This is a genomic window from Rhodoblastus acidophilus (assembly GCF_025961575.1).
GTDB lineage: Bacteria > Pseudomonadota > Alphaproteobacteria > Rhizobiales > Beijerinckiaceae > Rhodoblastus > Rhodoblastus acidophilus_C.
Genome location: NZ_JAOQNX010000030.1, coordinates 44,153 through 66,196, shown reverse-complemented (window position 1 = coordinate 66,196; position 22,044 = coordinate 44,153). Strand labels below are relative to the sequence as shown.

General features: G+C 66.4%; 22 protein-coding genes. 8 read left to right on the top strand and 14 right to left on the bottom strand.

Annotated features, from left to right (window positions below; translation table 11 throughout):
* Positions 1-116 precede the first annotated feature (116 nt).
* From M2320_RS18705 to M2320_RS18695, 3 genes are all read right to left on the bottom strand, one after another.
* Positions 117-1,886: a glucan ABC transporter ATP-binding protein/ permease gene (locus M2320_RS18705; protein ID WP_264598574.1), complete on the bottom strand. Its 1,770-nt coding sequence runs from the start codon at positions 1,884-1,886 to the stop codon at positions 117-119.
* Positions 1,887-1,978: 92 nt separating this feature from the next.
* The gene (locus tag M2320_RS18700; RefSeq protein ID WP_264598573.1) at positions 1,979-2,674 is read right to left on the bottom strand and encodes a TIGR00266 family protein; all 696 of its coding nucleotides are present in this window, start codon (positions 2,672-2,674) and stop codon (positions 1,979-1,981) included.
* 149 nt (positions 2,675-2,823) lie between these two features.
* A complete protein-coding gene (locus tag M2320_RS18695) occupies positions 2,824-4,206 on the bottom strand; it encodes a cation-efflux pump (RefSeq protein ID WP_264598572.1) in 1,383 nt (460 codons plus the stop codon).
* A 194-nt stretch (positions 4,207-4,400) separates the two neighbouring features.
* On the opposite strand from M2320_RS18695, the gene M2320_RS18690 reads away from it, so the two are divergent.
* The 4 genes from M2320_RS18690 to M2320_RS18675 all read left to right on the top strand — a co-directional run bounded on the left by M2320_RS18690 (position 4,401) and on the right by M2320_RS18675 (position 6,944).
* Positions 4,401-4,841, top strand: a complete 441-nt coding sequence (locus M2320_RS18690; RefSeq protein WP_264598571.1) for a VOC family protein — start codon at positions 4,401-4,403, stop codon at positions 4,839-4,841.
* A gap of 279 nt (positions 4,842-5,120) precedes the next feature.
* Complete coding sequence (locus M2320_RS18685) at positions 5,121-5,507, top strand: hypothetical protein (RefSeq protein ID WP_184430036.1); 387 nt, start codon at positions 5,121-5,123, stop codon at positions 5,505-5,507.
* Between the two features lie 110 nt (positions 5,508-5,617).
* Complete coding sequence (locus M2320_RS18680) at positions 5,618-6,241, top strand: DedA family protein (RefSeq protein WP_264598576.1); 624 nt, start codon at positions 5,618-5,620, stop codon at positions 6,239-6,241.
* 4 nt (positions 6,242-6,245) lie between these two features.
* The gene (locus M2320_RS18675; protein WP_264598570.1) at positions 6,246-6,944 is read left to right on the top strand and encodes a DedA family protein; all 699 of its coding nucleotides are present in this window, start codon (positions 6,246-6,248) and stop codon (positions 6,942-6,944) included.
* On the opposite strand, the gene M2320_RS18670 is transcribed toward M2320_RS18675, so the two are convergent.
* The 5 genes from M2320_RS18670 to M2320_RS18650 are packed head-to-tail and all read right to left on the bottom strand — an operon-like array spanning position 6,889 to position 12,953.
* On the bottom strand, positions 6,889-7,488 hold the full coding sequence (locus M2320_RS18670) for an SCO family protein (RefSeq protein ID WP_264598569.1): 600 nt from the start codon (positions 7,486-7,488) through the stop codon (positions 6,889-6,891). The genes M2320_RS18675 and M2320_RS18670 overlap by 56 nt on opposite strands.
* On the bottom strand, positions 7,488-7,625 hold the full coding sequence (locus tag M2320_RS18665) for a hypothetical protein (RefSeq protein ID WP_184430033.1): 138 nt from the start codon (positions 7,623-7,625) through the stop codon (positions 7,488-7,490). The genes M2320_RS18670 and M2320_RS18665 overlap by 1 nt, the downstream gene beginning before the upstream one ends.
* A gap of 38 nt (positions 7,626-7,663) precedes the next feature.
* Complete coding sequence (locus tag M2320_RS18660) at positions 7,664-10,771, bottom strand: efflux RND transporter permease subunit (RefSeq protein ID WP_264598568.1); 3,108 nt, start codon at positions 10,769-10,771, stop codon at positions 7,664-7,666.
* On the bottom strand, positions 10,768-11,841 hold the full coding sequence (locus M2320_RS18655; protein ID WP_184430031.1) for an efflux RND transporter periplasmic adaptor subunit: 1,074 nt from the start codon (positions 11,839-11,841) through the stop codon (positions 10,768-10,770). The genes M2320_RS18660 and M2320_RS18655 overlap by 4 nt, the downstream gene beginning before the upstream one ends.
* Complete coding sequence (locus M2320_RS18650) at positions 11,838-12,953, bottom strand: efflux RND transporter periplasmic adaptor subunit (RefSeq protein WP_264598567.1); 1,116 nt, start codon at positions 12,951-12,953, stop codon at positions 11,838-11,840. The genes M2320_RS18655 and M2320_RS18650 overlap by 4 nt, the downstream gene beginning before the upstream one ends.
* A gap of 90 nt (positions 12,954-13,043) precedes the next feature.
* On the opposite strand from M2320_RS18650, the gene M2320_RS18645 reads away from it, so the two are divergent.
* Positions 13,044-13,721, top strand: a complete 678-nt coding sequence (locus tag M2320_RS18645) for a TetR/AcrR family transcriptional regulator (protein WP_264598566.1) — start codon at positions 13,044-13,046, stop codon at positions 13,719-13,721.
* A gap of 55 nt (positions 13,722-13,776) precedes the next feature.
* On the opposite strand, the gene M2320_RS18640 is transcribed toward M2320_RS18645, so the two are convergent.
* Entirely contained in the window at positions 13,777-14,109 is a 333-nt protein-coding gene (locus tag M2320_RS18640; RefSeq protein ID WP_264598565.1) for a copper-binding protein, read from the bottom strand.
* Positions 14,110-14,218: 109 nt separating this feature from the next.
* Here M2320_RS18640 and M2320_RS18635 point away from each other — a divergent pair, with 109 nt between their 5' ends.
* On the top strand, positions 14,219-14,515 hold the full coding sequence (locus M2320_RS18635) for a hypothetical protein (RefSeq protein ID WP_264598564.1): 297 nt from the start codon (positions 14,219-14,221) through the stop codon (positions 14,513-14,515).
* A 153-nt stretch (positions 14,516-14,668) separates the two neighbouring features.
* On the opposite strand, the gene ytfE is transcribed toward M2320_RS18635, so the two are convergent.
* The gene (gene ytfE, locus M2320_RS18630) at positions 14,669-15,340 is read right to left on the bottom strand and encodes an iron-sulfur cluster repair protein YtfE (protein ID WP_264598563.1); all 672 of its coding nucleotides are present in this window, start codon (positions 15,338-15,340) and stop codon (positions 14,669-14,671) included.
* Positions 15,341-15,459: 119 nt separating this feature from the next.
* Here ytfE and M2320_RS18625 point away from each other — a divergent pair, with 119 nt between their 5' ends.
* Positions 15,460-15,894, top strand: a complete 435-nt coding sequence (locus M2320_RS18625; RefSeq protein ID WP_264598562.1) for a PAS domain S-box protein — start codon at positions 15,460-15,462, stop codon at positions 15,892-15,894.
* Complete coding sequence (locus M2320_RS18620; protein ID WP_264598561.1) at positions 15,887-17,206, top strand: class I adenylate-forming enzyme family protein; 1,320 nt, start codon at positions 15,887-15,889, stop codon at positions 17,204-17,206. Before M2320_RS18625 ends, M2320_RS18620 begins: the two co-directional genes overlap by 8 nt.
* Here the strand turns inward: M2320_RS18620 and M2320_RS18615 are convergent.
* From M2320_RS18615 to M2320_RS18600, 4 genes are read right to left on the bottom strand one after another with little or no spacing between them, the layout of a single operon-like run.
* Positions 17,150-18,196 carry a mandelate racemase/muconate lactonizing enzyme family protein gene (locus M2320_RS18615; protein ID WP_264598560.1) on the bottom strand — a complete coding sequence of 349 codons (1,047 nt, stop codon included), beginning with the start codon at positions 18,194-18,196 and terminating at the stop codon, positions 17,150-17,152. The genes M2320_RS18620 and M2320_RS18615 overlap by 57 nt on opposite strands.
* Complete coding sequence (gene menB, locus M2320_RS18610; protein ID WP_425540692.1) at positions 18,193-19,029, bottom strand: 1,4-dihydroxy-2-naphthoyl-CoA synthase; 837 nt, start codon at positions 19,027-19,029, stop codon at positions 18,193-18,195. Before menB ends, M2320_RS18615 begins: the two co-directional genes overlap by 4 nt.
* Positions 19,026-20,696, bottom strand: coding sequence for a 2-succinyl-5-enolpyruvyl-6-hydroxy-3-cyclohexene-1-carboxylic-acid synthase (gene menD / locus M2320_RS18605; protein ID WP_264598559.1), 1,671 nt, complete (start codon positions 20,694-20,696; stop codon positions 19,026-19,028). Before menD ends, menB begins: the two co-directional genes overlap by 4 nt.
* Complete coding sequence (locus M2320_RS18600) at positions 20,693-22,042, bottom strand: isochorismate synthase (protein WP_264598558.1); 1,350 nt, start codon at positions 22,040-22,042, stop codon at positions 20,693-20,695. Before M2320_RS18600 ends, menD begins: the two co-directional genes overlap by 4 nt.
* Positions 22,043-22,044 lie beyond the last annotated feature (2 nt).

Below are 22,044 nucleotides of genomic sequence, written 5' to 3'. Positions count from 1 at the left end.
ACTTGCCCATGGACGGCGCCTCATCTGACGGGAGTTTCACCGACGACCATCATGGCACATCGATGCCGCTTCGGGGCGCCGTCCACCCCATCACCAGCAGCCGCCAGCCCCACCCCTCAATGCGCCGCCGCCGGCTCCCCCGCCATGAACTGCGCCTTGGCCAGCGCCGCGAACCGCCCGCCCTGCGCCACCAATTCGTCAAAACTCCCGGTTTCGACGATCCGCCCCTGCTCGAACACCAGAATGCGATCGGCGCTGCGGATGGTGGCGAGACGATGGGCGATGACAAAGGTTGTGCGCCCCTGGGTCGCCGCCTCCAGCGCCGCCTGGAGCTGTTTTTCCGTGGCGGCGTCGAGCGCCGAGGTCGCCTCGTCGAACACCAGGATCGGCGGGTCTTTGAGCAGCGCGCGGGCGATGGAAACGCGCTGGCGCTCGCCGCCCGACAGCGACCGCCCGCGCTCGCCCACAAGCGTCTTCACCCCATCCACCTGCCGCGAGACAAACTCGCTGGCCTGGGCGCGCGACAGCGCCAGCTCGATCTCCTCCTTGGTGGCGTCGATCTTGCCGACCCGCAGATTCTCCTCGATGGTGCGGGCGAACAGCATGGGCTCCTGGAACACCACACCGATATTGCGGCGCAGAGCCGAAAGCTTCATGTCGCGAATATCGATCCCGTCGATGCGAATGGCGCCGGAACTGGGGTCCATGGCGCGATGCAGCAGGCTGAGCGTGGTCGATTTCCCCGAGCCCGTCGCCCCCACCAAAGCCACGGTCTCGCCCGGCTTCACGGTGAAAGAGATGTCATCCACCGCAATGCGCCGGGGATCATAAGCAAAGCTGACGCGGTCAAAACTGACTTCGCCGCGCAGCCGCCCGGGATCGATCGCGCCCGGCTTGTCGGCAATGGCCGGCGACGTGTCCATAATATCGAAAAATTCGCGGATTTTCGGCGCCTGCATGAACAGGCTGTTGATGAAGCCGACCACGCCTTCGAGCCGGGCGATCAGCATGGTGGCGAAATTCATGAAGGTGACGATCTCGCCGATGCTGGCGAGCTTGTGCAGGTGCAGCCAGACGCCGACCAAAAAGATCGCCACCAGCGACAAGGTCGAGGCGGCGCGCGTCGCCACGGCGGCGAGCGCCCACCAGGACAGCACCGGCATTTGCGCCGACAGCACCAGCCGGATGATGTCCTGAAGCCCGCGCGATTCATTCTCGATGCGCGTGAACGACTGGATCACCGGCAGATTGCCGAGCACATCCGAGGCCCGCTCGGCCAACTGGGCGTTATAAACCTCGACATTGGCCTGCAGGCCATGGGTGCGGCGGATGACGAAAGCGGTGAGCCCGCCGAAAAAGGCGACGAGCACGACCAGAATGAGCCCGAGCCGCCAGTTGAGGAACAAAGTGCCGGGCAGCAGCACGAACAGAGCGACCATCGAGGCGCAGTTCTCGCGAAAGAACGACAGCCAGATGAAGAACATGCCATTGGCCGCGTCGAGCATCACCTTCAACAGCCGCCCGGAATGGGTGGAGGTGTGAAAGCTCAGCGGCAATTCCAAAATATGGTCGAAATAATCGGCCATCACCCCGAGCCGCCGGCGATGCGCCAGCCGGTCGGAATGCAGCGCCACGGTGACGGCGGCGATGATGGAGAACAGCCCGAACCCGACCCAGGCGATCACCAGGGGCTGAAGGCTCAGCCAGGCGGCCGACGCGCCGAGCGCATCGAGCCGCGTCATGGCGTCGATGATGCGCCCGAACAAAACGGGCTCGACGAATTGCGCGCCGGCGAGCGCCAGATTGGCGACCACCAGCGTGATCGCGAGATTTTTCTCCGGCGCGAGCTGGCGCAGGATGCGCCCATAAGTCTTCATCATCGACATCGGCCCACCTCAGGCGGAGCAAAACTCACTCATTGGACAGCGCGGAGCCGCCGAGCATGCCCAAAATGCCGCCGACCACGCCCGACTCGACCTTAGCGCCAGCCGGAATCGCCGCCGCCCCCGGGCATGTGCCGGGCGATTTCCTCGGCGAGATTCATGATCGGCATGCTCTGCAAGGCGACATGGCCCGGACCGGTGAGGGTCGCGAGAAACAACCCCTCGCCGCCAAACAGGATGTTTTTAAACCCTTTGACCATCTGAATATCAAAAGTGATGCTCGGGTCCATGATGCCGACATGGCCGGCATTGACCAGCAGCCGCTCGCCCGGCGCCAGGTCGCGCTCGACCACCTCGCCGGAGAGATCGAGGAACACGGTTCCGGGCCCCGTCACCTTCTGCAGCACGAACCCCTCGCCGCCAAACAGTCCAGCGCCGAACCGCTGCTGCCAGGCGATTTCCAGCTGCACGGATTTTTCCGCGACCAGAAACGTCTCTTTCCGGCAGATCAGCGACTGTCCCGGCTGCAAGACGATGGGCAAGATCGCGCCGGGAAAGCGCGGCGCAAAGGCGACATGCCCGTTTCCGCGCGCGGTGAATTCGGTGATGAAGAACGATCCGCCGCCGAGCGACCGCATGACTCCAGACAAGAATCCGCCGCCGGTATGGGTGTCCATTTCGACGAGATCGTTCATCCAGCACATGCAGCTGGTCTGGCTAAAAACGGTTTCGCCGGGATCGAGGTCGATCTCGACCGTCTGCATCATGGTCCCCGAAATTTTGTAACGCATGACCCCCTCCCCTCGCTTGTGCAGCCGAGATCGCGAGCACTCAGGATCGCCTCCCTTCTCCCCTTGCGGGAGAAGGTGGCGCGCGCAGCGCGCCGGATGAGGGGTTCCGCCTTTCCAAACGCTCGATTCAGCTATGATTCACCGCCCCCTCACGCCTCCCCGACCGGTTCGGCATGGCCGACGACGCGCAGCAGATGCGGCATTTTCTCACGCAAAGCGCGCTCGATCTCTTCCAGCGCCTCATGGGTGGCGGTCACCGACAGGGCCGGGCAGACATGGGCGTGAAAATTCACGACAAGCCCCTCCGCTGTGGCGCGGGCGCGCACGGCATGCACGTCGGTCACCCCCTCCTTGCCTTCAGCCGCCTGTTTCAACGCGGCGGTGATGGCCTGGAGCGTCGCGGGGTCGGATTCATGACCGATCAGCTTATGCGCCTGCAAAGGCTCGATATGGCTCTCGACCTCGATATAGGGCCCGATCTCGTCGCGAATGTCGTTTTCGAGCGCCGTCGCAATGGCGTGCGCCTCGGCCGTGGGCAGCGAGCCCTCCACCTCCAGATCGAAAGCGATGCAGTCGCGGTCGCCGAGATGGTGGACGAAAATGTGATGCACCGGCAGTTTTTTGCGCGCCGCGATCATCACGATGCGCTCGGCCAGGGTCTCGTCGTCGAGCGCGCGCGGGGCGGAGGACACGGTCGCCTCGGTCTCCGGCGAAACCTCGGAAATTTTCGCCCGCACCGCCGCCTCGATCTCGGCGACCCGCTCCAGCGGCAGCGACCGCGCCACGGCGATGAACACCTCGCCCAGAATTTTCGGCCCGTTGGGCCGCAGCTTGATGTTTTCGACGGCCACGACGCCCGGAACCAGAACAATCTCGCCACGCAATTTTTCCGCGAGGCCGTCGGGCGCGCGGTCGAGCAGCGTGCCCAGCGTTTCGCCGCCGAGCCGGAACCCCGCAAAACCGATGAACAGCGCCACACCCATGGCGGCGAGCGCATCGCCCTGGACAAAACCATAATGATTGGCGATCAGCCCGATCAGCACCAGCACGGAGCCGATCAGGTCGCTGGCGAAATGCATGGCGTCGGCGGCCAGCGCATGGCTGCCGGTTTTCTTGGCGACAGAACTGAGGGTGAGATAGCGTCCGCTGTCCGCCAGGATCGAGACGATCAGCACGCCGAACACCCACCAGGAGGAGTCGATGGCCTCCGGCCCCTCGCGCAGCCGCTCGGCGGCGGTGAACAGGACATAGATCGCCAGACCCGCCAGCAGCCCGGTCTCGAACAAGGCCGACAGCGATTCGTATTTGCCGTGGCCGTAATGGTGCTTGTCGTCGGCGGGCTTGTTGGCCTGGCGCACCGCGAAATAGGTGAGGATGGTGGCGCCGGTGTCGATGGCGTTATGCGCGGCTTCCGACAGCAGCGCCAGCGAGCCGGAGGCCATCCCGGCCGCCGCCTTGCCGAGCGTCAGAACAGCGCTGACGGCCACCGAGCTGAGCGCGACCTGCTCCTTGAGCGCGGCGTTATCGGTCACGTGACCTCCTGAAAGACAGGCCCCTGAAGTAGCAGAACCGCGGCGTCCGCGGCAAGGCGAGCGATGCAGCCAAACGCGTCCCCAAATGTTACAGCGCAAGACGCGCTTGCGCCGCCACAATCCAGACTTGCTTGATTCCATGACCCAAGCTTGACAATTCAGACCCACGCCGCCGTTCAACAGGAAAATTCGCCATGCGTTATCTGCACACCATGATCCGCGTCGCCGACCTCGAAGCGGCGCTCGATTTCTTCGTCAAAAAGCTCGGCATGGTCGAAATCCGCCGCGTCAGCAACGAAAAGGGGCGCTTCACGCTGGTGTTCCTCGCCGCCGACGAGGATGTCGGCCGCGGCGCGGGCGCGAGCTCGCCCTTGGTGGAGCTGACCTACAACTGGGACCCGGAAACCTATACGGGCGGACGCAATTTCGGCCATCTCGCCTATGAGGTCGAAAACATCTACGCCACGTGCGAGAAGCTGGACAAAGCCGGCGTGACGATCAACCGCCCGCCGCGCGACGGCCGCATGGCCTTCATCCGCACCCCCGACGGCATTTCGATTGAATTGCTGCAAAAGGGCGAGGCGCTGCCGCCGCAAGAGCCCTGGGCGAGCGCGGCGAATGTGGGAAGCTGGTAGCAAGCGACGCGCCGTTCGCCAGGCAAGAGGTCTCCAAAGTCAGCGCACCGCCGGCGAGCCGCCTTCGCCCGATTGGGCGCCGAGCGCGTGATTTTAACCGCGGTTTCAGGCGCCCATGGGCGCGCCGACCGGGCGCGAAACAACAAAGCTCACGGGAATGTGATTCGGGCCCGGAGGGGGCGCGGGTTATCCTAAGGTCGCAATCCAATATGTTCGTGCCCAGCGTGCGACGCCCGGCTTCCGGTCGGGCGAACCTCTTCAACCTGGACGGAGACATTGATGGACTCCAGCGAATTGTTCCGCTCCTGCGCCAACGAACATGTCGCCGCCGCCGCCCTGATGTCGCTCGGCGGCGCGCTGGTGGAGCGGATCGACCGCGCCGCGCTCCCCATTGGCGTCACCCGCGGCGCCTTTGTCGCGAATCTTCTGGCGGAATATGATCGCAAGGCCTCGCCTGAACTGCGCAAGCAACTCGTTCGCGCCATGAGCCGCGCGCAAATGCCGATTCTCGCGGGCCTGCGCCACGTCCTGCAGGTCGCATTGCGCGGCGCCTTCGAGCCCGCGCCGCGGCGGGCCTCTTATTGTCGCTGGCGTCCCCCGGTGTTGAACTGGGCGGCGGAATCCGCGTCGTTGGCGCGCGAGGATTTGCGCCGCGTGCTCCACTGAATCCGCGATGGCTTGAAAACACGGCCCCGCGCGCGCATATGGCCTCTTCTTGAGAGCGGGTCCAAAGCCCGGCGAAGGAGAGGCCATTGCCCGATTTTCATGCTTTGTTGATGCATTTTGGTCCCTGGGCGGTGTTCTTTTTGGTTGCGCTGGAAAGTTCCGGCATTCCGCTGCCCGGCGAAACCAGCCTCATCACCGCCGCGGTGCTCGCCGGAAGCAGCCAGCAGGGCTCGGTCGCGGAAATCATCGCGCTGGCGGCGGCCGGAGCCATTGTCGGCGACAATATCGGCTTTTGGGTCGGCCGCACCTTCGGCCTGCGCCTGCTCCTCACCCATGGAGCGAAAATCGGCCTCGACGAGGATCGCCTCCGCCTCGGCCAATATCTGTTCCAGCGCTATGGCGGGGCCATCGTGTTTTTCGGCCGGTTCGTCGCGGTGCTGCGCGCCTTCGCCGCCGTCCTGGCTGGCGCAAACAAGCTGTCTCCCCTGCGCTTCTTCCTGTTCAACGCCGCCGGCGGCGTCACCTGGGCCTGCCTGTTCGGCCTGGGCGGCTATTTCCTCGGCGCGGAGTTCCACCGCATCGCCGGGCCGTTCGCCCTGGCCGCGCTGGCGCTGGCGGTTGCCGGCTTCATCTTGTTCAGCCGATACCTGCGCCAGCATGAGGCGAGGCTGATCGCCCAGGCCAAGGCGGCGCTGCCCGGGCCGCTCGGCCTCGCGACGCAGCCGGGCCGGTGATTCCGTGCTGATCGAGACGCTCAAGCCGCTGATCGCGCAGCACGCCTATGTCGTCGTGTTCGGCATTGTCGCGTTGGAGAGCGCTGGCGTTCCGCTGCCCGGCGAGACCGCGCTGGTGCTCGCCGCCGTCTTCGCCGGCGCCACCGGCCTCATCGACATCAAACTGGTGATCCTGCTCGCCGCCGCCGGCGCCATCCTCGGCGACAATCTCGGCTTCATGGCGGGGCGGCGCTATGGCCTGCCGCTGCTGTTGAACTATGGACATCGAATCGGCCTGCACGACGACCGCATCAAGCTCGGCCAATATTTATTCGCCCATCACGGCGCGAAAATCGTGTTTTTCGGCCGGTTCATCGCGCTATTGCGGATTTTCGCCGCCTTCCTGGCGGGGGTGAACCGCTACCACTGGGGCCAGTTCCTGTACTACAACGCCAGCGGCGGCATCGTCTGGGCTTTGGTGTTCGGCCTCGGCGGCTACGCGTTTGGCGAAGCTTTCGAACATTTCGCCGGCCCAATCGGCCGAATCACCTTGGGCCTCGCCTTGGTCGGCGCAGCCGCGCTTTGGTGGCTGATCCACACCCAGGAGAACAAGCTGATCGCGCGCGCCGTCGAGGCCTATCCCGGACCGCTGCGCGGCGACGAATGGACTACAGCGCCGCCCGTAAATCCTTCGCCACCTGATCCGGCGGCCGGTCGAGATTGACGCTGCGTACGAATTTTCCATCGCGGTCCATCAGATAGATCACCGCGCTGTGGTCCATGGAATAATCCCCCGACGGCGTGGGGACTTTGCGCGCATAGACGCGATAGGCGGCGAGCATGGCGTCGACTTCGGCGCGGTCGCCGGACAGGCCGATCACGCGCGGGTCGAAATCCCCGGCATAATCCGCCATGCGCTCGGGCGTGTCGCGCTCGGGATCGACAGTCACAAACAAAGCCTTGATCCGCGCCTCCGGTCCAAGCTCTTTGAAAACCTGCGCAATTTTCGTCAGCGTGAGCGGGCAGACGTCGGGACAATGGGTGTAGCCGAAGAAGACCAGGAACGGCGCCCCGCGCAGATCGGCCTCGGTGACGGTCTTGCCGCCGCCGGTGTGCAAGCGGAACGGGCCGCCGATCGCGACGGCGGTCGACGCGGGCTGCTGGGCGAGCAGGGTCAGGCCGACGGCGGAAATGCCCAGGACGACGAAGGCGCCGGCCAGCATCAGCGGCAGGGCGCGGGATTTTTTGGAAGTCGGTTCGGAAGCCATCACAAACAGGTCCAGGCGGCGTTAAGCGCATTGACGAACACAAGCGGCCCGTAGAGCGCCCACAAGACCAGGGCCAGAACAACAAGGGCGGCGACCGTCAGGCCGCCGCCCCAGACCAGAAATCTTGCTTGCGCCATGCGGTCCTAGATGGCGCTGTTCCCGGCAAAAGTCCAGGTCAGGCGCCGGCGACCGGATCGGGCAGCGCCTTCGCCCCGTGCGCCGCCGCGCCGGCCTTGACCTCGTCCGGAACCGGAATCCGGAACCAGGCGAGGTAAAGCGCGGGCAGGAACAGCAGGGTCAACACCGTGCCGACGATAATGCCGCCCATCATCGCATAGGCCATCGGACCCCAGAAGATCTCGCGCGAGATCGGGATCAGCGCCAGAGTGGCGGCGGCCGCCGTCAGCATGATCGGCCGCATGCGGTGCTGGGTCGCCTCGCGCACCGCATCCCAGGCGGGTTTCCCCTCCTTGAGCAGGGTCTCGATCTGGATGATCAGGATCACCGAATTGCGGATGAGGATGCCGATCAGAGCGAGCACGCCGAGGATGGCGACGAAGCCCATGGGCTTGTGGCTGACGAGCAGCGCCGCGGACACGCCGATCAATGCGAGCGGCGCCACCGCGAACACCAGGAACAGCCGGCTGAAGCTCTGCAGCTGGATCATCAATATGCTCGCCATGACGAAGATCATCACCGGGAACACGGCGTTGATCGGGCCTTGCGACTTGGCGCTTTCCTCGACCGCGCCGCCGACCTGGACCTGATAGCCGGCGGGCAGCGCCTCGGTGAATTTCTTCACCTCCGGCGCAAGCTGCTGCACCACGGTCGCCGGCTGGACGTCGCCGTTGACGGCGATTTTCAGCGTCACCGTGGGCAGGCGCGCGCGCCGCCAGATGGTCGGCTGCTCCAGCGCGAAATCGACGCTGGCCACCGCCGCGAGCGGCACCGAAGTCCCCGCCGTTCCCGGCAATTGCAGGTTTTGCAAGGTGTCGACGGAGGCGCGCTCGCCGCCCTTGGCGCGGGCGATGACGTTGACGAGATAGATGTCGTCGCGCACTTGCGTGACCACGGCGCCATTGACCACGCTGTTGAGCGCGGTGGCGATGTCCTGCGAGGACACGCCGAGCGAGCGCGCCTTGTCCTGGAGCACATTGACCTTGATCACGCGCGCCGGCTCGCCCCAGTCGAAGGTGACATCGCCGAGATTGGGGTTTTTGGCGACGATATTGGCGAGTTCGCGCGATTTCTCACGCACGCCCTGAATGTCGGGACCGCTCAGCCGGTACTGCACCGGCCGCCCGACCGGCGGGCCGATGTCGAGCAGATGGATGAAGGCGTCGGTGCCCGGGAAGGTGTCGCGCAGCCAATCGCGGTATTTGCCGATCAGACGGTCGCGCGCCTCGACATTCTTGGTGAGGATCACCGTCTGGCCGAAGGCGGCATTGGCGGGCTGCACGTCGAAGGACAGCACGAAGCGCTTGGCGCCTTCGCCGACATAGCTCGAATAGAGCACGATATCCGGCTCGCCGTTCAGCATTTCCGCTTCGAAGCGCTTGATCTGCGCATCGGTCTCGGCGATCGACGAATTCTGCGGCAGATTCCAGTCGACGATCAGCTCGGGCCGGTCCGAGGACGGGAAAAACTGCTGCTGGACAAAACCCATGCCGAACAAAGCCAGGGCGAAGGCGCCGAGCGTCGCCCCGATGGTCACCCAGCGCCGGCGCATGCAGAAGTCCAGCGCGTGGTCGAAGCCGCGCGCGAAAAATCCCTTGCCGGTCTCGTGATGGCCTTTCATCGTCTTGGGCAGGAGGGTGACGCCGAGCAGCGGGGTGAACAGCACGGCCACCAGCCAGGAGACGATCAGCGCCACCGAAATGACGACGAAGAGGGTGAAGGTGAATTCGCCCGCCGCGCTGTCGTTCAGGCCCACGGGAATGAAGCCCGCGGCCGTGACCAGCGTGCCCGTGAGCATGGGGAAGGCCGTGCTGGTGTAGACGTAGGTCGCCGCTTTTCGCAGATTGTCGCCCAGTTCGAGCCGCGCCACCATCATTTCGACGGCGATCATGGCGTCGTCGACCAGCAGGCCCAGGGCGATGATCAGCGCGCCCAGCGAAATGCGCTGCAAGGAAATATGGGTCTCGCGCATGAACAGGAAGGTGATCGCCAGCACCAGCGGAATGGCGATAGCGACGACCAGACCGGCGCGCCATCCCAGGCTGACGAAGGAAATGGCGAGCACGATCACCACGGCTTCAAACAGGCCGCGGGTAAACCCGGACACCGCCTCTTCCACCACCTGGGGCTGGTCGGAGACGCGAAACACATCGACGCCGATCGGCAGGTTCGCCTTGATCGTGTCGAGCTGCTTGTCGAGCGCCGCGCCGAATTCGAGCAGATTGGCGCCCGCCTTCATGCCGATCGCCAGCCCAATGGCGGGCTGGCCATTGAAGCGGAACAGATTTGTGGGCGGATCGACATAGCCGCGGCGAATGGTGGCGACGTCGCTCAGACGGAAATAACGGTCGTTGACGCGCAGGTTGATGGCGCGCAGATCGTCTTCCGAGGTGAACTGACCGGTGACCCGGACGAAAATCTGTTCGGGCCCGGCCTGCACCGCGCCGGAGGGCGTCACCGCGTTTTGCGCGGCGAGCGTGTTCATCACCTGCTGGAAGTCGACGCCCATGGCGGCGGTCTGCCGGGTCGAGAATTCGAGGAAGATCACCTCATCCTGCGCGCCGATCAGGTCGACGCGGCCGACATTGGGCGTGGTCAGGATTTTCGCCCGCGCGTCCTCGACCTGGTCGCGCAACTGCCGATGGGTGAGGCCGTCAGCGGTGAAGGCGAAAATATTGCCATAGACGTCGCCGAAGCGGTCGTTGAAGAACGGCCCCTGCACCCCGCTGGGAAAATCCTTCTTGATGTCGGCGATCATGTTGCGCACGCGCACCCAGGTCGGCTCGACATCCTTGGCCTTGGTGGTCTGCAGCAGGTTGACGAAGACGATGGTGTCGCCGGCCGTGGTGATCGAGCGGGTGTAGTCGAGCGATTCCAGCTCTTCCATCTTGCGCTCGATGCGCTCGGTCACCTGATTGGCGACCTCCTCGGCGGTGGCGCCCGGCCATTTGGCCTGGATCACCATGGTCTTGATGGTGAAGTTCGGATCTTCCTCGCGGCCCAGGCTCAGATAGGCGAAGGTCCCGGCGATCACGAAGACGATCATGAAATACCAGATCAGCGAGCGCCGATCGAGCGCCCAGTCCGAAAGATTGAACTTGCTCACGGCTGCACGCTCCCAAAAAGTCTCACTTGCTGGCCTTCCCTCAGCCGATGCACCCCGGCGACGACCACGCGTTCGCCGCCCTTGAGGCCGCCGCGCACCAGAAAGCGGCCGTCGCGCTCGGGCGCGACCTCGATGTCCTGCGTCGACACTTTCATGGTCTGGGGATCGACGATGAACACCCGCGTCCTGTCCCCCTCCTGCAACAAGGCCGAGGCGGGCAGACGGATCAGCGGATTCCCGTCGGAGGCGACCCGCGCGGAAATGGTCGATCCCAGCCGGAAGGCCGGGGGCGGCGACTCCAACGCGATCTTCAGGCGGCGCGAGCGCGTGGCGGCGTCGGATTCCGGCGCGATCTCGCGCAGGGTCCCCTTGGCGGAGACCGAGGGGTCGATCTGCAGCGCGACATTGAACTTGTCGCCGAGCGAAAAGGCGTCGATCACCGCTTCCGGCGCATCGATCACCGCATCGCGGCGGGTGGGTTCCGCCAGCGTGACCACCGCCTGTCCCGGCGCCACGGTCTGGCCGATCTCGGCCGAGGTCGCGGTGACAATGCCGGAATATTCGGCCTTGAGCACCGTATAGGACAATTGCTCCTTGGCCTTGACCAGGGACGCTTCGGCCTGCTGCATCGCCGCCTGCGCCGAGGCGCGCGCCTGTTCGGCGGTGTCGAAGGCGGCCTGCGAGGCGGTTTTTTTCGCCAGCAGCGCGCTTTGCCGCGCTTCCGTTGAGGCGGCGTTGTCGAACTGGGCGCGGGCGCTCGCCAAGGTCGCTGCGGCGGCGCGCGCCGCCGCCTCATAGGCGGTGGGGTCGAGCGCCGCGATGATCTGGCCGGCCTCGACGCGGTCGCCGGCTTTCACCGGGCGCGAAATGATCCGGCCGAGCACGCGGAAGCTCAGCGCGCTCTGGGTCTGCGGCTGGACCACGCCGGAAAAGGCGGTGTCGAAGGCCGGCGCCGGCTTGGCGATCACGGTCATGGCCGGGCGCGGCGGCTCGGCCTTCTGCGCCTCGGGCTTGCCGCATCCGGCGAGCAGGCTCAAGCCGAGCAAGGCGGCGATGGGGAAAGGCTTCATTTCAGCGCCTCCTCGTTCTGGATGCGCACCAGCTGATCCTCGCGCAAGAACTTGCCGCCCTCGGTGACGACGAATTCGCCGGGCTTGACCCCGTCCTTCAGCACCACATGCTCGCTTTCATAGACGGCGACCGTCACCGGGCGCAGGGAGGTGCGTCCGCTGGCGGGATCGACGACCCAGACGGCCGGCTTGCCGGCGCTGCTGGTGAGCGCCGTCCACGGCAGCACCACGACATTGGGCATGACCCAGCGCGCGCGGCCGGTGATGGCGGCGCCCAAGGGGAATTTGTTCTGATCCGCGTCGATCTGGACTTTCGCCTGGATCGTGCCGGTCTTGGCGTCGATCACCGGAGAGACCTCGCGAATATGGCCTGATGCGGTGACCTCGGGATCGGCGATCAGCGCGAGATCGACGCGATTGCTGTCCGGCGGATGGGAAAAGGGCGTTTCGTAGAGCGCGAAGACGGCGTCGCGCGGGCCGTCCTCGGCAAAGGAGAACGCCGACTGCGCCGACTGCGCCACCTGACCGACCTCGATGTTGCGCGCCGTGATGATCCCGGCATGGCCGGCGACCAGATTTGTGTAGGACAGCGCATCCTGGGCTGTCGCCACCTGCGCCTTGGCGGCGTCGAGCGAGCCCTGCGCGCCGCGCAGGGTCTGGTCGGCGAGCTCATAGGCGGCCTGGGTGGTGAACCCGCTGGCGAGCAGGCTCTTTTGCCGGTCATAAGTGGCCTTGGCCTGGCGCCAGCTCGCCTCGGCGCCGGCGAGCCCGGCCTGGGCGGAATTGAGATCGGCCTGCTGTTCGGAAGGATCGAGCCGCGCCAGCACGGCGTCGGCCTCGACATGCTGCCCGACGTCGCCGGTGCGTTCGATGACGCGGCCGGAGATGCGGAACGAGAGCTCGGTCTGCACGCGCGCCCGCACGGCGCCGGACAGGACGAGATCGCGCTCGCGGGTTTCGAGCTGGACCTTTTGCGCCACCACATTGAGCGGCGGATGGGTTTTGGACTTCGCGCCCTCGCCGCAGCCCGAAAGCGCGATCATCAGCGCGAGGGCGCCTGCGGCGGCATAGGGGCCGGAACGCAAAGGAGGTTTACGCGGGCCAGAGGTCATCAGCACCCCGTGAAAAAGAGCTGGAGATTTTCGTCGCTCAATGCAATATTATTGACTGACCGGAAAGTCAATAATTCATGAGGGCGTCGCGTGTTCAAATGTGAGGGGTTCCGCCGCCGGCGAAAGGCGGAGCGTCCCGGAGAGATTCTGGACGCCGCATTCGAGGCCTTCGCGCAGGGCGGCTATGCCGCGACCCGCCTGGAGGACGTGGCGGCGCGCGCCGGCGTGACCAAGGGCACGATCTACGTCTATTTCCCCACCAAGGAAAAACTGTTCGAAGACATGGTGCGCAGCCATTCCGCCGGCCTGCTCGCCGACGCCGACAGTTTCGTCGCGGGGATCAAGGGCGAGACCGACGAGAAATTGCGGGCGCTGCTGCATTTTCTCTACGGCCGCTGCGTCGAGGACAAGCGCGGGCGCGAGATGCTGCGGTTCATGATCGCCGAGGGCAAGCATTTTCCCCAGCTGGTCGCCGAGCATTACCGCGATTTCGTCGTCCCCCTGCTCGGCCTGGTCTCGACGATGCTGGACGAAGGGATGGCGACCGGGAAATTCCGCGCCGACCTCTCGCTCGAAACCGTGCGGATCGTGGTCGCGCCGACGCTGTTCCTCGGCGTGGTCAGGCTGATTTTCGGCGATGCGCCGCCCGTCGACGAAGAAGCCTATGTCGCCGCCCATATCGACCTCACGCTCAAGGGACTGATGGCGGACCCGCCTCAAGCGTCTTTATGCGCGGCGACCCCCGTCCGGGGTAAAAGACATTCGTAAAAATCAAGACATGCGCGTTCGCTGAAGCGGCCTTCACCGAACGCGCTTTTCACGCCTATTTCGCCGGCGCGATCTCCAGCAGCTTGTAGGTCTTGCCCTCGAGGGCGAAGTCGACCTTGTCGCCGACCTTCAACCCCTTGAGCAGGGCGGCCGGCTTGGCTTCGAATTGCATTTCCATGGCGTCCATCAGCCCGGGAATGTCCTCATGGGCGATGGTGACGAAACCGGCGTCGGCGTTCAGCCGGGTGATCTTGCCTTTGCCATGAAAAATTTTCTGCGCGGCGGCCTGGGCGACAACCACCCGCTTCTGGCCCAATTCCTGGGCGCTGGCCGGGAAAATCCCCGCGCACAGGGCGGCGGCGGCGAGCAAAACAACACATTTTTTCATGGTGGGAACGCCTTCTGAGGAATCACCTGCATTATCTGCTTGCGAAGGCGCAAAGAGCGCAACCGCAAATATTTGAAAATCGCGCCTTCGATCACGACCCGAGAACGCCATGACCCAAACCTTGCGCCTGTGCGGCCTGCGCTTTCGCCAGGGCGAACCCGTGCGAATCGCCGTTTCCCTGATCGCCCGGATCGACGACCACAGCTGGCGCGCGCGCCTCAGCCCAGCCAGCGCGTTCGAAACCGGCGACCGGCTGCGTTTCGGCGAGGCCTCGGAAAGCATGGCCTGCCTGCTCGGCTTCCTCGACGCCGACATCATCCAAAAGACCGGCGACGAGGCGGTGCTGGCCTTTCATTTCACCGGCGCCGCGCTCGACGACGCCTTGGCGCGGTTCCGTCAGAGCTAAGAGGGCGCGCCGCAGCGGAGGAGGAGACGCGGCGGCGCGCCCGTTCGCCGCCAGAGCTGGTCCGATGAACCTGCTCCAGCAGTTCCAAAGGAGCCCTCGCCCTGAGGAGCCCGCCGCGGCGGGCGTCTCGAAGGGCGGGGCGGTCCACGGGCTTCAGCAGCCTGCGGCGAAACGCGGGAACAAAATATTGTTCTCGATGTGGATGTGCTCCATCACATCGTCGGACAGCTTTCGGCAGCCGTTATAGAGGGCCCGCCAGGAGCCGCAGCTTCCGATCGGCGGCGCGAAATCCGACGTCAGCGCCGCGAGCGCCGCCAGGGTCTCCCCATGTTCGTCGTGCTCGGCGCGCATCACGTCGATGGGGCCGAACAGCAGCGACGAACCCTCGCGCATCGTCGGAAACAGGATATTTTCCTCCTTCTGCATATGCACGGTCAGTTCGCGGAGCATGCCTTCGAGCAGATCGGCCAGTCCCGCCGGCGCCTCGGGATGATCGGCGTGGACCCGCTCGACGCGCTTCGCCAATTGGATCAGCTCCGGCAGCTCCCGGCGATGCGCCTGGTGATAACGCGCAAGGATATGATCGATCAGCGCGCCCGTCTCTTCCGGCAGATCGGCCGGCTGAGCGACGAGCGCCGAAAGGTTTTGCTCGATCTCCGCGACATTGAGCCCGCGCTTGGCCGCAGCCGCCGCGAGCGAAATCGACCCGCCGCAGCAATAGTCGAGCTTCAGCTTGCGGAACACGGCCGTCGCGCCCGGCAGGGTGACGGCGATCTCCCCGATCGGGGTTTCCGCAAAATTCGACCGCACATCCACATCCGCCATGGTCCCGCTCCCTGTGTTGCGGCTTTGTCGCCCGAGACCCCGCCGGCTTCGTTGCGCGCGCGCAACCAACGGGGCCGAACGGCGCTTTAAAAGGGCGCAACCCTTTTGGAGGTTTTGCCGTGGACACGGACGCTCTTGCGCGCGGCCTGCTGGCGAGCGAAGGCGACGCCATGCTCGCGGTCGACCGCGATGGTGTGATACGAATCTGGAATCCGGGCGCGGTCCGAATCTTCGGTTTCTCGCAAGCGGAGGCGGTGGGCGCGCCGCTCGACCTGATCATCCCGGAAAATCTGCGCGCCCGCCACAACGAGGGTTTTGCCAAGGTGATGGTCACAGGACACACGCGCTACGGCTCGGGCGACCTGCTCGCCGTGCCCGCCATGACCCGCAGCGGCCGGCGCATTTCCGTCGAGTTCACCATCATGATGCTGCACGATTCGAAAGGCGCGCGCGACGGCATGGCGGCGATCCTGCGCGACGTCACGCAAAAATTCGAGGAGACCCGCTCCTTACGCAAGCGGATCGCCGAACTGCAAGCCGGCGCGCATGGCTGAGCCCGGGTTTCGCCAGCGCGCCGCCGGCCTCGCGCGCCTGCTGCGGGAAAACACGCGACCCGGCCGCCCCGTGGTCGCGGTCACGGCCTCGTCGGAAGCCTTGGCCACGGCGGCTTGCGCGGCCTTTGCTCTTGACGCGCCATTCTTCCCGCTCGACCCCAAACTGCCCGAAGCCATCACCAAAAACCTCCTCGACCAGATCGGCGACTGTCTGGTCATCGGCGAGGGGCAAGACATTTCGACCGAAGCGATCCTGGCCGCCGAACCCGGCGCCGCGCCAGAATTTTCGCCCCCGCGCGGCCCCGCCCTGCTGATCGCCACCAGCGGCTCCTCGGGCAGCCCCAAGATCGTCGTGCTCACCGGCGCGGCGCTCGCCGCCTCGGCGGCGGCCTCCGCCAAAAACACGCCGCTTGGCCCCGGCGAAAGCTGGCTGGCCTGCCTGCCGCTGTTCCACATCGGCGGCTTTTCCATCCTGACGCGCTGCGCCCGCGCCGGCGCCACAGCGGCGCTGCACCAGGGTTTTGACCCCGAGCGGGTTCACCACGCCCTGGTCAACGAGCGCATCACCCATGTGTCGCTCACGCCGACCATGCTCGCGCAAGTGCTGGCCCTGCAAAAACCCGCGCCGACCACCCTGCGCCACGCGCTCCTCGGCGGCGCGGCCCTGCCGACCGAACTGGCGCATCGCGCCGCCGAGGCGGGCTGGCCGATCCAGCCGACCTACGGCATGAGCGAGACCTGCGCCCAGATCGCCACCCTCCCAAACCTGCCGCCCGACTGGCGCACGGGCCGGGTCGGACGCCCGCTCGACGGCGCCGAAATCGCCCTTGCCGAAGACGGCCGGCTGAAAGTGCGCGGCCCCATGCTCATGCACGGCTATGCGAATGCAAACTTTTCGCCCGGCGACGGGCTTGTGGACGGCTGGTTCACCACAAGTGATCTCGCGAAAATTTCGCCCGAGGGCGAACTGACGATCCTCGGCCGCGCCGACGAAACCATCGTCAGCGGCGGCAAGAAAATTCATCCGGCGGCGGTGGAATTTTTGCTGGCGCAATGTCCGGGGATCGAGACGGTCGTGGTCGCCGGCCGGCCCGATCCGGTCTGGGGCGAAATCGTCACGGCGGTGTTTTGTGGCCCAGCCTCGACCGAAGACATGCTGGCCTGGTGCCGCGACCATGTCGCCAGCCCGTTTCGCCCCCGCGCGGCGGTGCGGCTGGACTCCCCACCCCTGCTCGCCAACGGCAAGCCCGACCGGCTAAAACTGCGCGAACTCGCCCGAAGGCGCGAGCCCGAGACCGGGCTGATCGGCTAGCTCCAAAACCCCTTCGCGCAAGCAAAGCGGCGTCGCGACATCGCGCGCGAGCCATGAACCCGTCGCCAGACCATGGACCTGCCCGGGCGCGACGACGGCGGCAAGTTGCGCGGCGGCGGCCACGCCGATGGCCGAATCGACCACGGAGGTGATCACCACCTCAAAACCAGCGGCGGCGGCGGCTTCGGCCAGACCCAAGGCCGCGCGAAAACCGCCGAAGCGCGCCGGTTTCATCACCAGCCGACGCACGGCGCGCGCGGCGAACAATTGTTCCGGTCCGAGCTCGAACAGGGATTCGTCCACGGCAAGCGCAAAGGCGTAGCGATCCTGCAACCCCCGCAACTTTTCGAGCGTGGGGTCCGAAATCGGCTCTTCGACGCCGTCGATGGGCAAATCCGCGACGGCATCAAGAAAAGCTTGGGCCTCCGCCGCGGCCCAGGCGCGGTTCGCGTCAAGGCGAAACCGCGCGCCAGCCCCCAGCGCACGCAACCGCCGCGCCTCCTCCCGCCAGTCGCCGACGCCCACCTTGATTTTTAAAACAGAAAATCCGTCAGAGAGCGCCGCCGCAACCCGGCCGGCGCAACCATCGTCAAGCGCGCCCACCGCCGCATTGACGGCGACGCGCCGCAGGGGCTTCGCCCCCAAAGCTTGATGAATCGGCAACCCGCGCTGGCGCGCCAAAAGGTCGAGCAGAGCGGTTTCCACCGCCCAGCGCGCCTGCGCGTTATCGATCGCCGAAATCCCGGCAAAAGCGGCGTCCAAGGTCGCGCCACCCAAACCATCCGCGGCCGCCTCCAAAGCCGCAAACGCCCGCGAAAAACCGGCCTCGCCCGAACTCGGCAGCGGCGCGCAATCGCCCCAGCCGACAAAACCCTGGGACAACACGCCGATCAGCATCCCCCGGCGCTCCGCCAAACTGGCGCTGGCGGCGCGCCAAACCCGCTTCAGCGGCAGCGCATAGGGACGAAGAACGACGCGGTCGAGCCTCACGGACGCCGCGTGTATTTGGAAAAATCAGGCGGACGCTTTTCCACAAAAGCGTTGCGGCCCTCCTGCCCCTCCTGGGTCATGTAGAACAGCGCGGTGGCGTTGCCCGCCAGCTCCTGCACGCCAGCGAGTCCGTCGCTGTCGGCGTTGAACCCGGCTTTGAGCACGCGCAGGGCAGTCGGAGAATGGCGCAGCATTTCGCGGCACCATTGCATGGTCTCTTCCTCCAGCCGCTCCAGCGGCACGACGGTGTTGACGAGGCCCATCTCCAGCGCTTCCTGAGCATCGTACTGCCGGCACAAAAACCAGATTTCCTTGGCCTTTTTCAAGCCAACGGCGCGCGACATCAGGCCCGCGCCGAACCCGGCGTCAAAACTGCCGACTTTCGGCCCGGTCTGGCCGAAGCGGGCGTTTTCGGCGGCGATGGTGAGGTCGCAGACGAGATGCAGCACATGGCCGCCGCCAATGGCCCAGCCGGCGACCATGGCCACCACCGGCTTGGGCAGCGTGCGGATCATGCGCTGCAGGTCGAGCGCGTTCAAATGGTTGACGCCATGGGAATCGCGATAGCCGCCATCCTCGCCACGAATTTTCTGGTCGCCGCCCGAGCAAAACGCTTTGTCGCCGGCGCCGGTGAGGATGATCACGCCAACCTCGGGGTCGAGCCGCGCCAGATGCAGCGCCGTCATCATCTCGTCCAGGGTTTCAGGACGGAACGCATTGTGCCGCTCCGGGCGGTTGATGGTGATCCGCGCGACGCCCTCGGCCTTGTCGTAAAGAATGTCCTCAAAACGCTGATCGGAAGCAGGGCGCCAGTCGATGGGCGAAGAAGTCACGAACAAAACTCCGGTTGGCAGGATGCGAAGAAGGAGCGGCAGCGGGCGAGGCTGAAAGCGCGGTCGATGGCGACATGGACAATCAGGCCGCCGACAGCGAGATTTTCCAGAACCGCCGCCACCGCCGCATTGGTGGTGTCCGCCCTGATGTAGCGCAGACCGAACCCGGCGGCCAGCGCCGCCGGCTTGTAAGCCTGCGCCGCGGTCCAGGCCTGCTCGAACTCCGGCAGCGCGGCCTGGGGAAGATGATCGAAAATGCCGCCGCCGCCATTGTCGAGCAGCAGCACGGTCAGGCGCCGGCCGCGCATCAGCGACAGCGCATTGACGTCGTGCAGAAAGGCGAGGTCGCCGACCACGGCGACGGCGGGCCCGAGCGCGCTGGCGATGCCCAGCGCGGTCGAAAGATTGCCGTCAATGCCGGAAAGCCCGCGATTGCCGAAAATTCTCAAGCCATGGGCGCCGCGCCCCGAAAACCATTCGGCCGAGCGAATGGCAAGGGAATTCGCCAGAAACACCGGCGCGCCCTCCGGCAGCAATTGCAGCAGCAGCCGCAAAACCCCGCCCTCGAAGGCGATGGTGTCGGAGCAGGCGGCGTCGGCGGCGGTCGCGGCGAGCGCATCGGCCTCGGCCAGGGACACGCCCCATTCCGGGGGCGACGGGTGGCCGCGAAGACTGGCGCAAACCGCCGCCACATCCGCCTGCACAAAATGCGTCGCGACGCGGTCGGGATCGGCGAAGCGCCCGTGCGGGGAAACCACGATCTGGGGGACGCCGCGCCGCTGGCGCAACCAGTCAGCGGTGGCGCGGCAGACGGGGGTTCCGCCGAAGCGCAGCGCCCAGTCGAAGGGCGGGGCGCGGCGGGCGACGGCGTCGGGATGGGCGAGCACGCCGGCCTCCTCGCCCGCGCCAAAGCGCAGGCCCGAAAGCAGGTCGGCGAACACGGGCGCATCGAGCCGGCGCGACAGGTCCAAAATCGCGGCGCGCGCCTCGGCGTCCAGCGCGTCGGGACCGCAGACGATCACCCCTTTGCCGACCAGCAGCGCGTCGAGACGTTCGATCAGCCCCGGATCGGGCGCGAGACGCCCGGCGCAGACCAGCGGCCCCGCGGCGACCGGCAAGGGCGTCTCGCCCATCGGCGTCAGCGGCTCGCGCAGCGGAACATTGACATGGACCGGCCCGGCCAGGGGAAAGCGGCTGGCCTCAAAAATCCGCGCGGCGAAAGCGGGCAGCCAGTCGAGTCGCGGCTCCGGCGGCGGCAGCGCGCGAAAGGCGCGGACGTGGACGCCGAACAAAGCGTTCTGATCCATGGTCTGGTTCGCGCCACACTCCAGCAATTCCGGAGGCCGATCGGCCGACAGCAGGATCAAGGGCGCGCGCCCCATATCGGCTTCGACCACGGCCGGCGCCCAATTGGCGATGGCCGAGCCGGAGGTGGCTATCAGCGCCACCGGACAATTTTCGGCCTTGGCGAGGCCGAGCGCGAAAAACCCCGCGGAGCGCTCGTCCACCACCAGGTCGACGGCAAGATCGGGATGGCGCAAAGCGGCCAGCGTCAGCGGCGTCGAGCGCGACCCCGGCGACGCCACCACGCGCCTGAGACCGGCGCGCGCAAAACCGTCGAGCAAGGCCTGCGCCCACTCGAATCCCAGCCGGGCCGGATCGCTCATGGGCCGCCGTCGCCCAATATGTCCAGGAAAGTGGTGAGCTTGAGTTCGGTCTCGGCCCATTCGGCGTCGGGATCGGATTCGGCCATGATGCCGCCGCCGGCCCAGAGCCGCGCCTCGCGGCCCTCGATTTCGGCGCAGCGCAGCACGACGGCCGCTTCGCCGTCGCCCTCGGCGTCGATCCAGCCGGCGAGGCCGGTATAAAACCCGTCCCGGCGCTCCTCGGTCTCGCGCAGAAAGGCGCGCGCGGGCGCCTTGGGCCAGCCGAGCACGGCGGGGGTGGGATGCAGCGCCGCCACGGCGTCGAGCAAATCAAACCCGTCCCGCAAGCGCCCGGTCACCGGCGTCCACAAATGCTGCAACCGCCGCAGCCGCATCAGATCGGGCTCAGGCGCGTGCAAAACCTCGTCGCAGATGTCGCGCAGGGCGCCGGCGATCGACTGAACGACCACCGCATGTTCGCGGCGCTCCTTGGCCGAGGCGCGCAGGCCCTCGGCGGCGCGGTCGTCTTCGGCCCGCCCCGGAAAACGCGGCGCGGTGCCCGCGAGCGCATGGCTGACCAGGGCGTCGCCGCGCTTGACCGCCAGAAGTTCCGGGGTGGCGGCGAGCACGCAGCCGCGGTGGCTCGGCAGTTTGACGACCCGGCCCTCGGCGCAGTTTTGCGCCATGCGCCGCGCCAGCGCGTCGGTGTCGACCGGCGCGCGCAGGGTGACGATGCGCTTGCGCGCCAGCACCACCTTGTCGAATTTCTTCGCCCGAATCGCCTGGGTCGCGGCGCGGACCCGGGCGCGCCATTCGTCGCGGCCGGGCAAATCCTCCTCGCGCTCCACCTTGCCGTGCGCCTCCTTGCCGGCCGGCGCGGTGAGGGCGTGAAAACGCTCGGCCCATTGGCCCGCAAGCGCGGTCACAGGCCGGGAATCGCGAAAACCCGTCAGAATCAGGGCGCAGCGGCCGCCATCGCGGCGCATCAACAAAAGTTCGGGAAGGCTGAGGCGCGCCGCCCCGCCAACCGGGGCGGGAGGCGCGGTGAAGAAGGCGAGCGGGCGGGCGCCATCGCCGAGGCGGGTCCAGCGACGGCTGGCGGCGCGCCACCGGTCGACGCTCATGTCGCCGAATCCCGCGACCGCGCCAGCGCCCAGAATCTCGTCGCCGGGCGCGATCCACAGACGGTCGGCGCGGCCATTGCGGGCGAGATCGAACAGCGGTTCGGGCAGGTCCAGGGTCAGGCTCAGCAGGCTGCCGCCCGGCGCCGCCGCCACGCGCTCCATCCACGGCGACAGAGCCGCGTCGAGCCAATCGCCGGGCGCGGCCCGGTGATCAGGTTTCGAACGAAGGGCGACAATTCCCAAGC

Coding starts and splice junctions, on each gene's coding strand:
- M2320_RS18700 (WP_264598573.1), bottom strand. CDS start 2,674: ATGCGTTACAAAATTTCGGGGACCATGATGCAGACGGTCGAGATCGAC.
- M2320_RS18650 (WP_264598567.1), bottom strand. CDS start 12,953: ATGACCTCTGGCCCGCGTAAACCTCCTTTGCGTTCCGGCCCCTATGCC.
- M2320_RS18670 (WP_264598569.1), bottom strand. CDS start 7,488: ATGGCTTCCGAACCGACTTCCAAAAAATCCCGCGCCCTGCCGCTGATG.
- M2320_RS18655 (WP_184430031.1), bottom strand. CDS start 11,841: ATGAAGCCTTTCCCCATCGCCGCCTTGCTCGGCTTGAGCCTGCTCGCC.
- M2320_RS18690 (WP_264598571.1), top strand. CDS start 4,401: ATGCGTTATCTGCACACCATGATCCGCGTCGCCGACCTCGAAGCGGCG.
- M2320_RS18680 (WP_264598576.1), top strand. CDS start 5,618: ATGCATTTTGGTCCCTGGGCGGTGTTCTTTTTGGTTGCGCTGGAAAGT.
- M2320_RS18620 (WP_264598561.1), top strand. CDS start 15,887: ATGGCTGAGCCCGGGTTTCGCCAGCGCGCCGCCGGCCTCGCGCGCCTG.
- menD (WP_264598559.1), bottom strand. CDS start 20,696: ATGAGCGATCCGGCCCGGCTGGGATTCGAGTGGGCGCAGGCCTTGCTC.
- M2320_RS18635 (WP_264598564.1), top strand. CDS start 14,219: ATGACCCAAACCTTGCGCCTGTGCGGCCTGCGCTTTCGCCAGGGCGAA.
- M2320_RS18685 (WP_184430036.1), top strand. CDS start 5,121: ATGGACTCCAGCGAATTGTTCCGCTCCTGCGCCAACGAACATGTCGCC.
- M2320_RS18705 (WP_264598574.1), bottom strand. CDS start 1,886: ATGTCGATGATGAAGACTTATGGGCGCATCCTGCGCCAGCTCGCGCCG.
- M2320_RS18640 (WP_264598565.1), bottom strand. CDS start 14,109: ATGAAAAAATGTGTTGTTTTGCTCGCCGCCGCCGCCCTGTGCGCGGGG.
- M2320_RS18665 (WP_184430033.1), bottom strand. CDS start 7,625: ATGGCGCAAGCAAGATTTCTGGTCTGGGGCGGCGGCCTGACGGTCGCC.
- ytfE (WP_264598563.1), bottom strand. CDS start 15,340: ATGGCGGATGTGGATGTGCGGTCGAATTTTGCGGAAACCCCGATCGGG.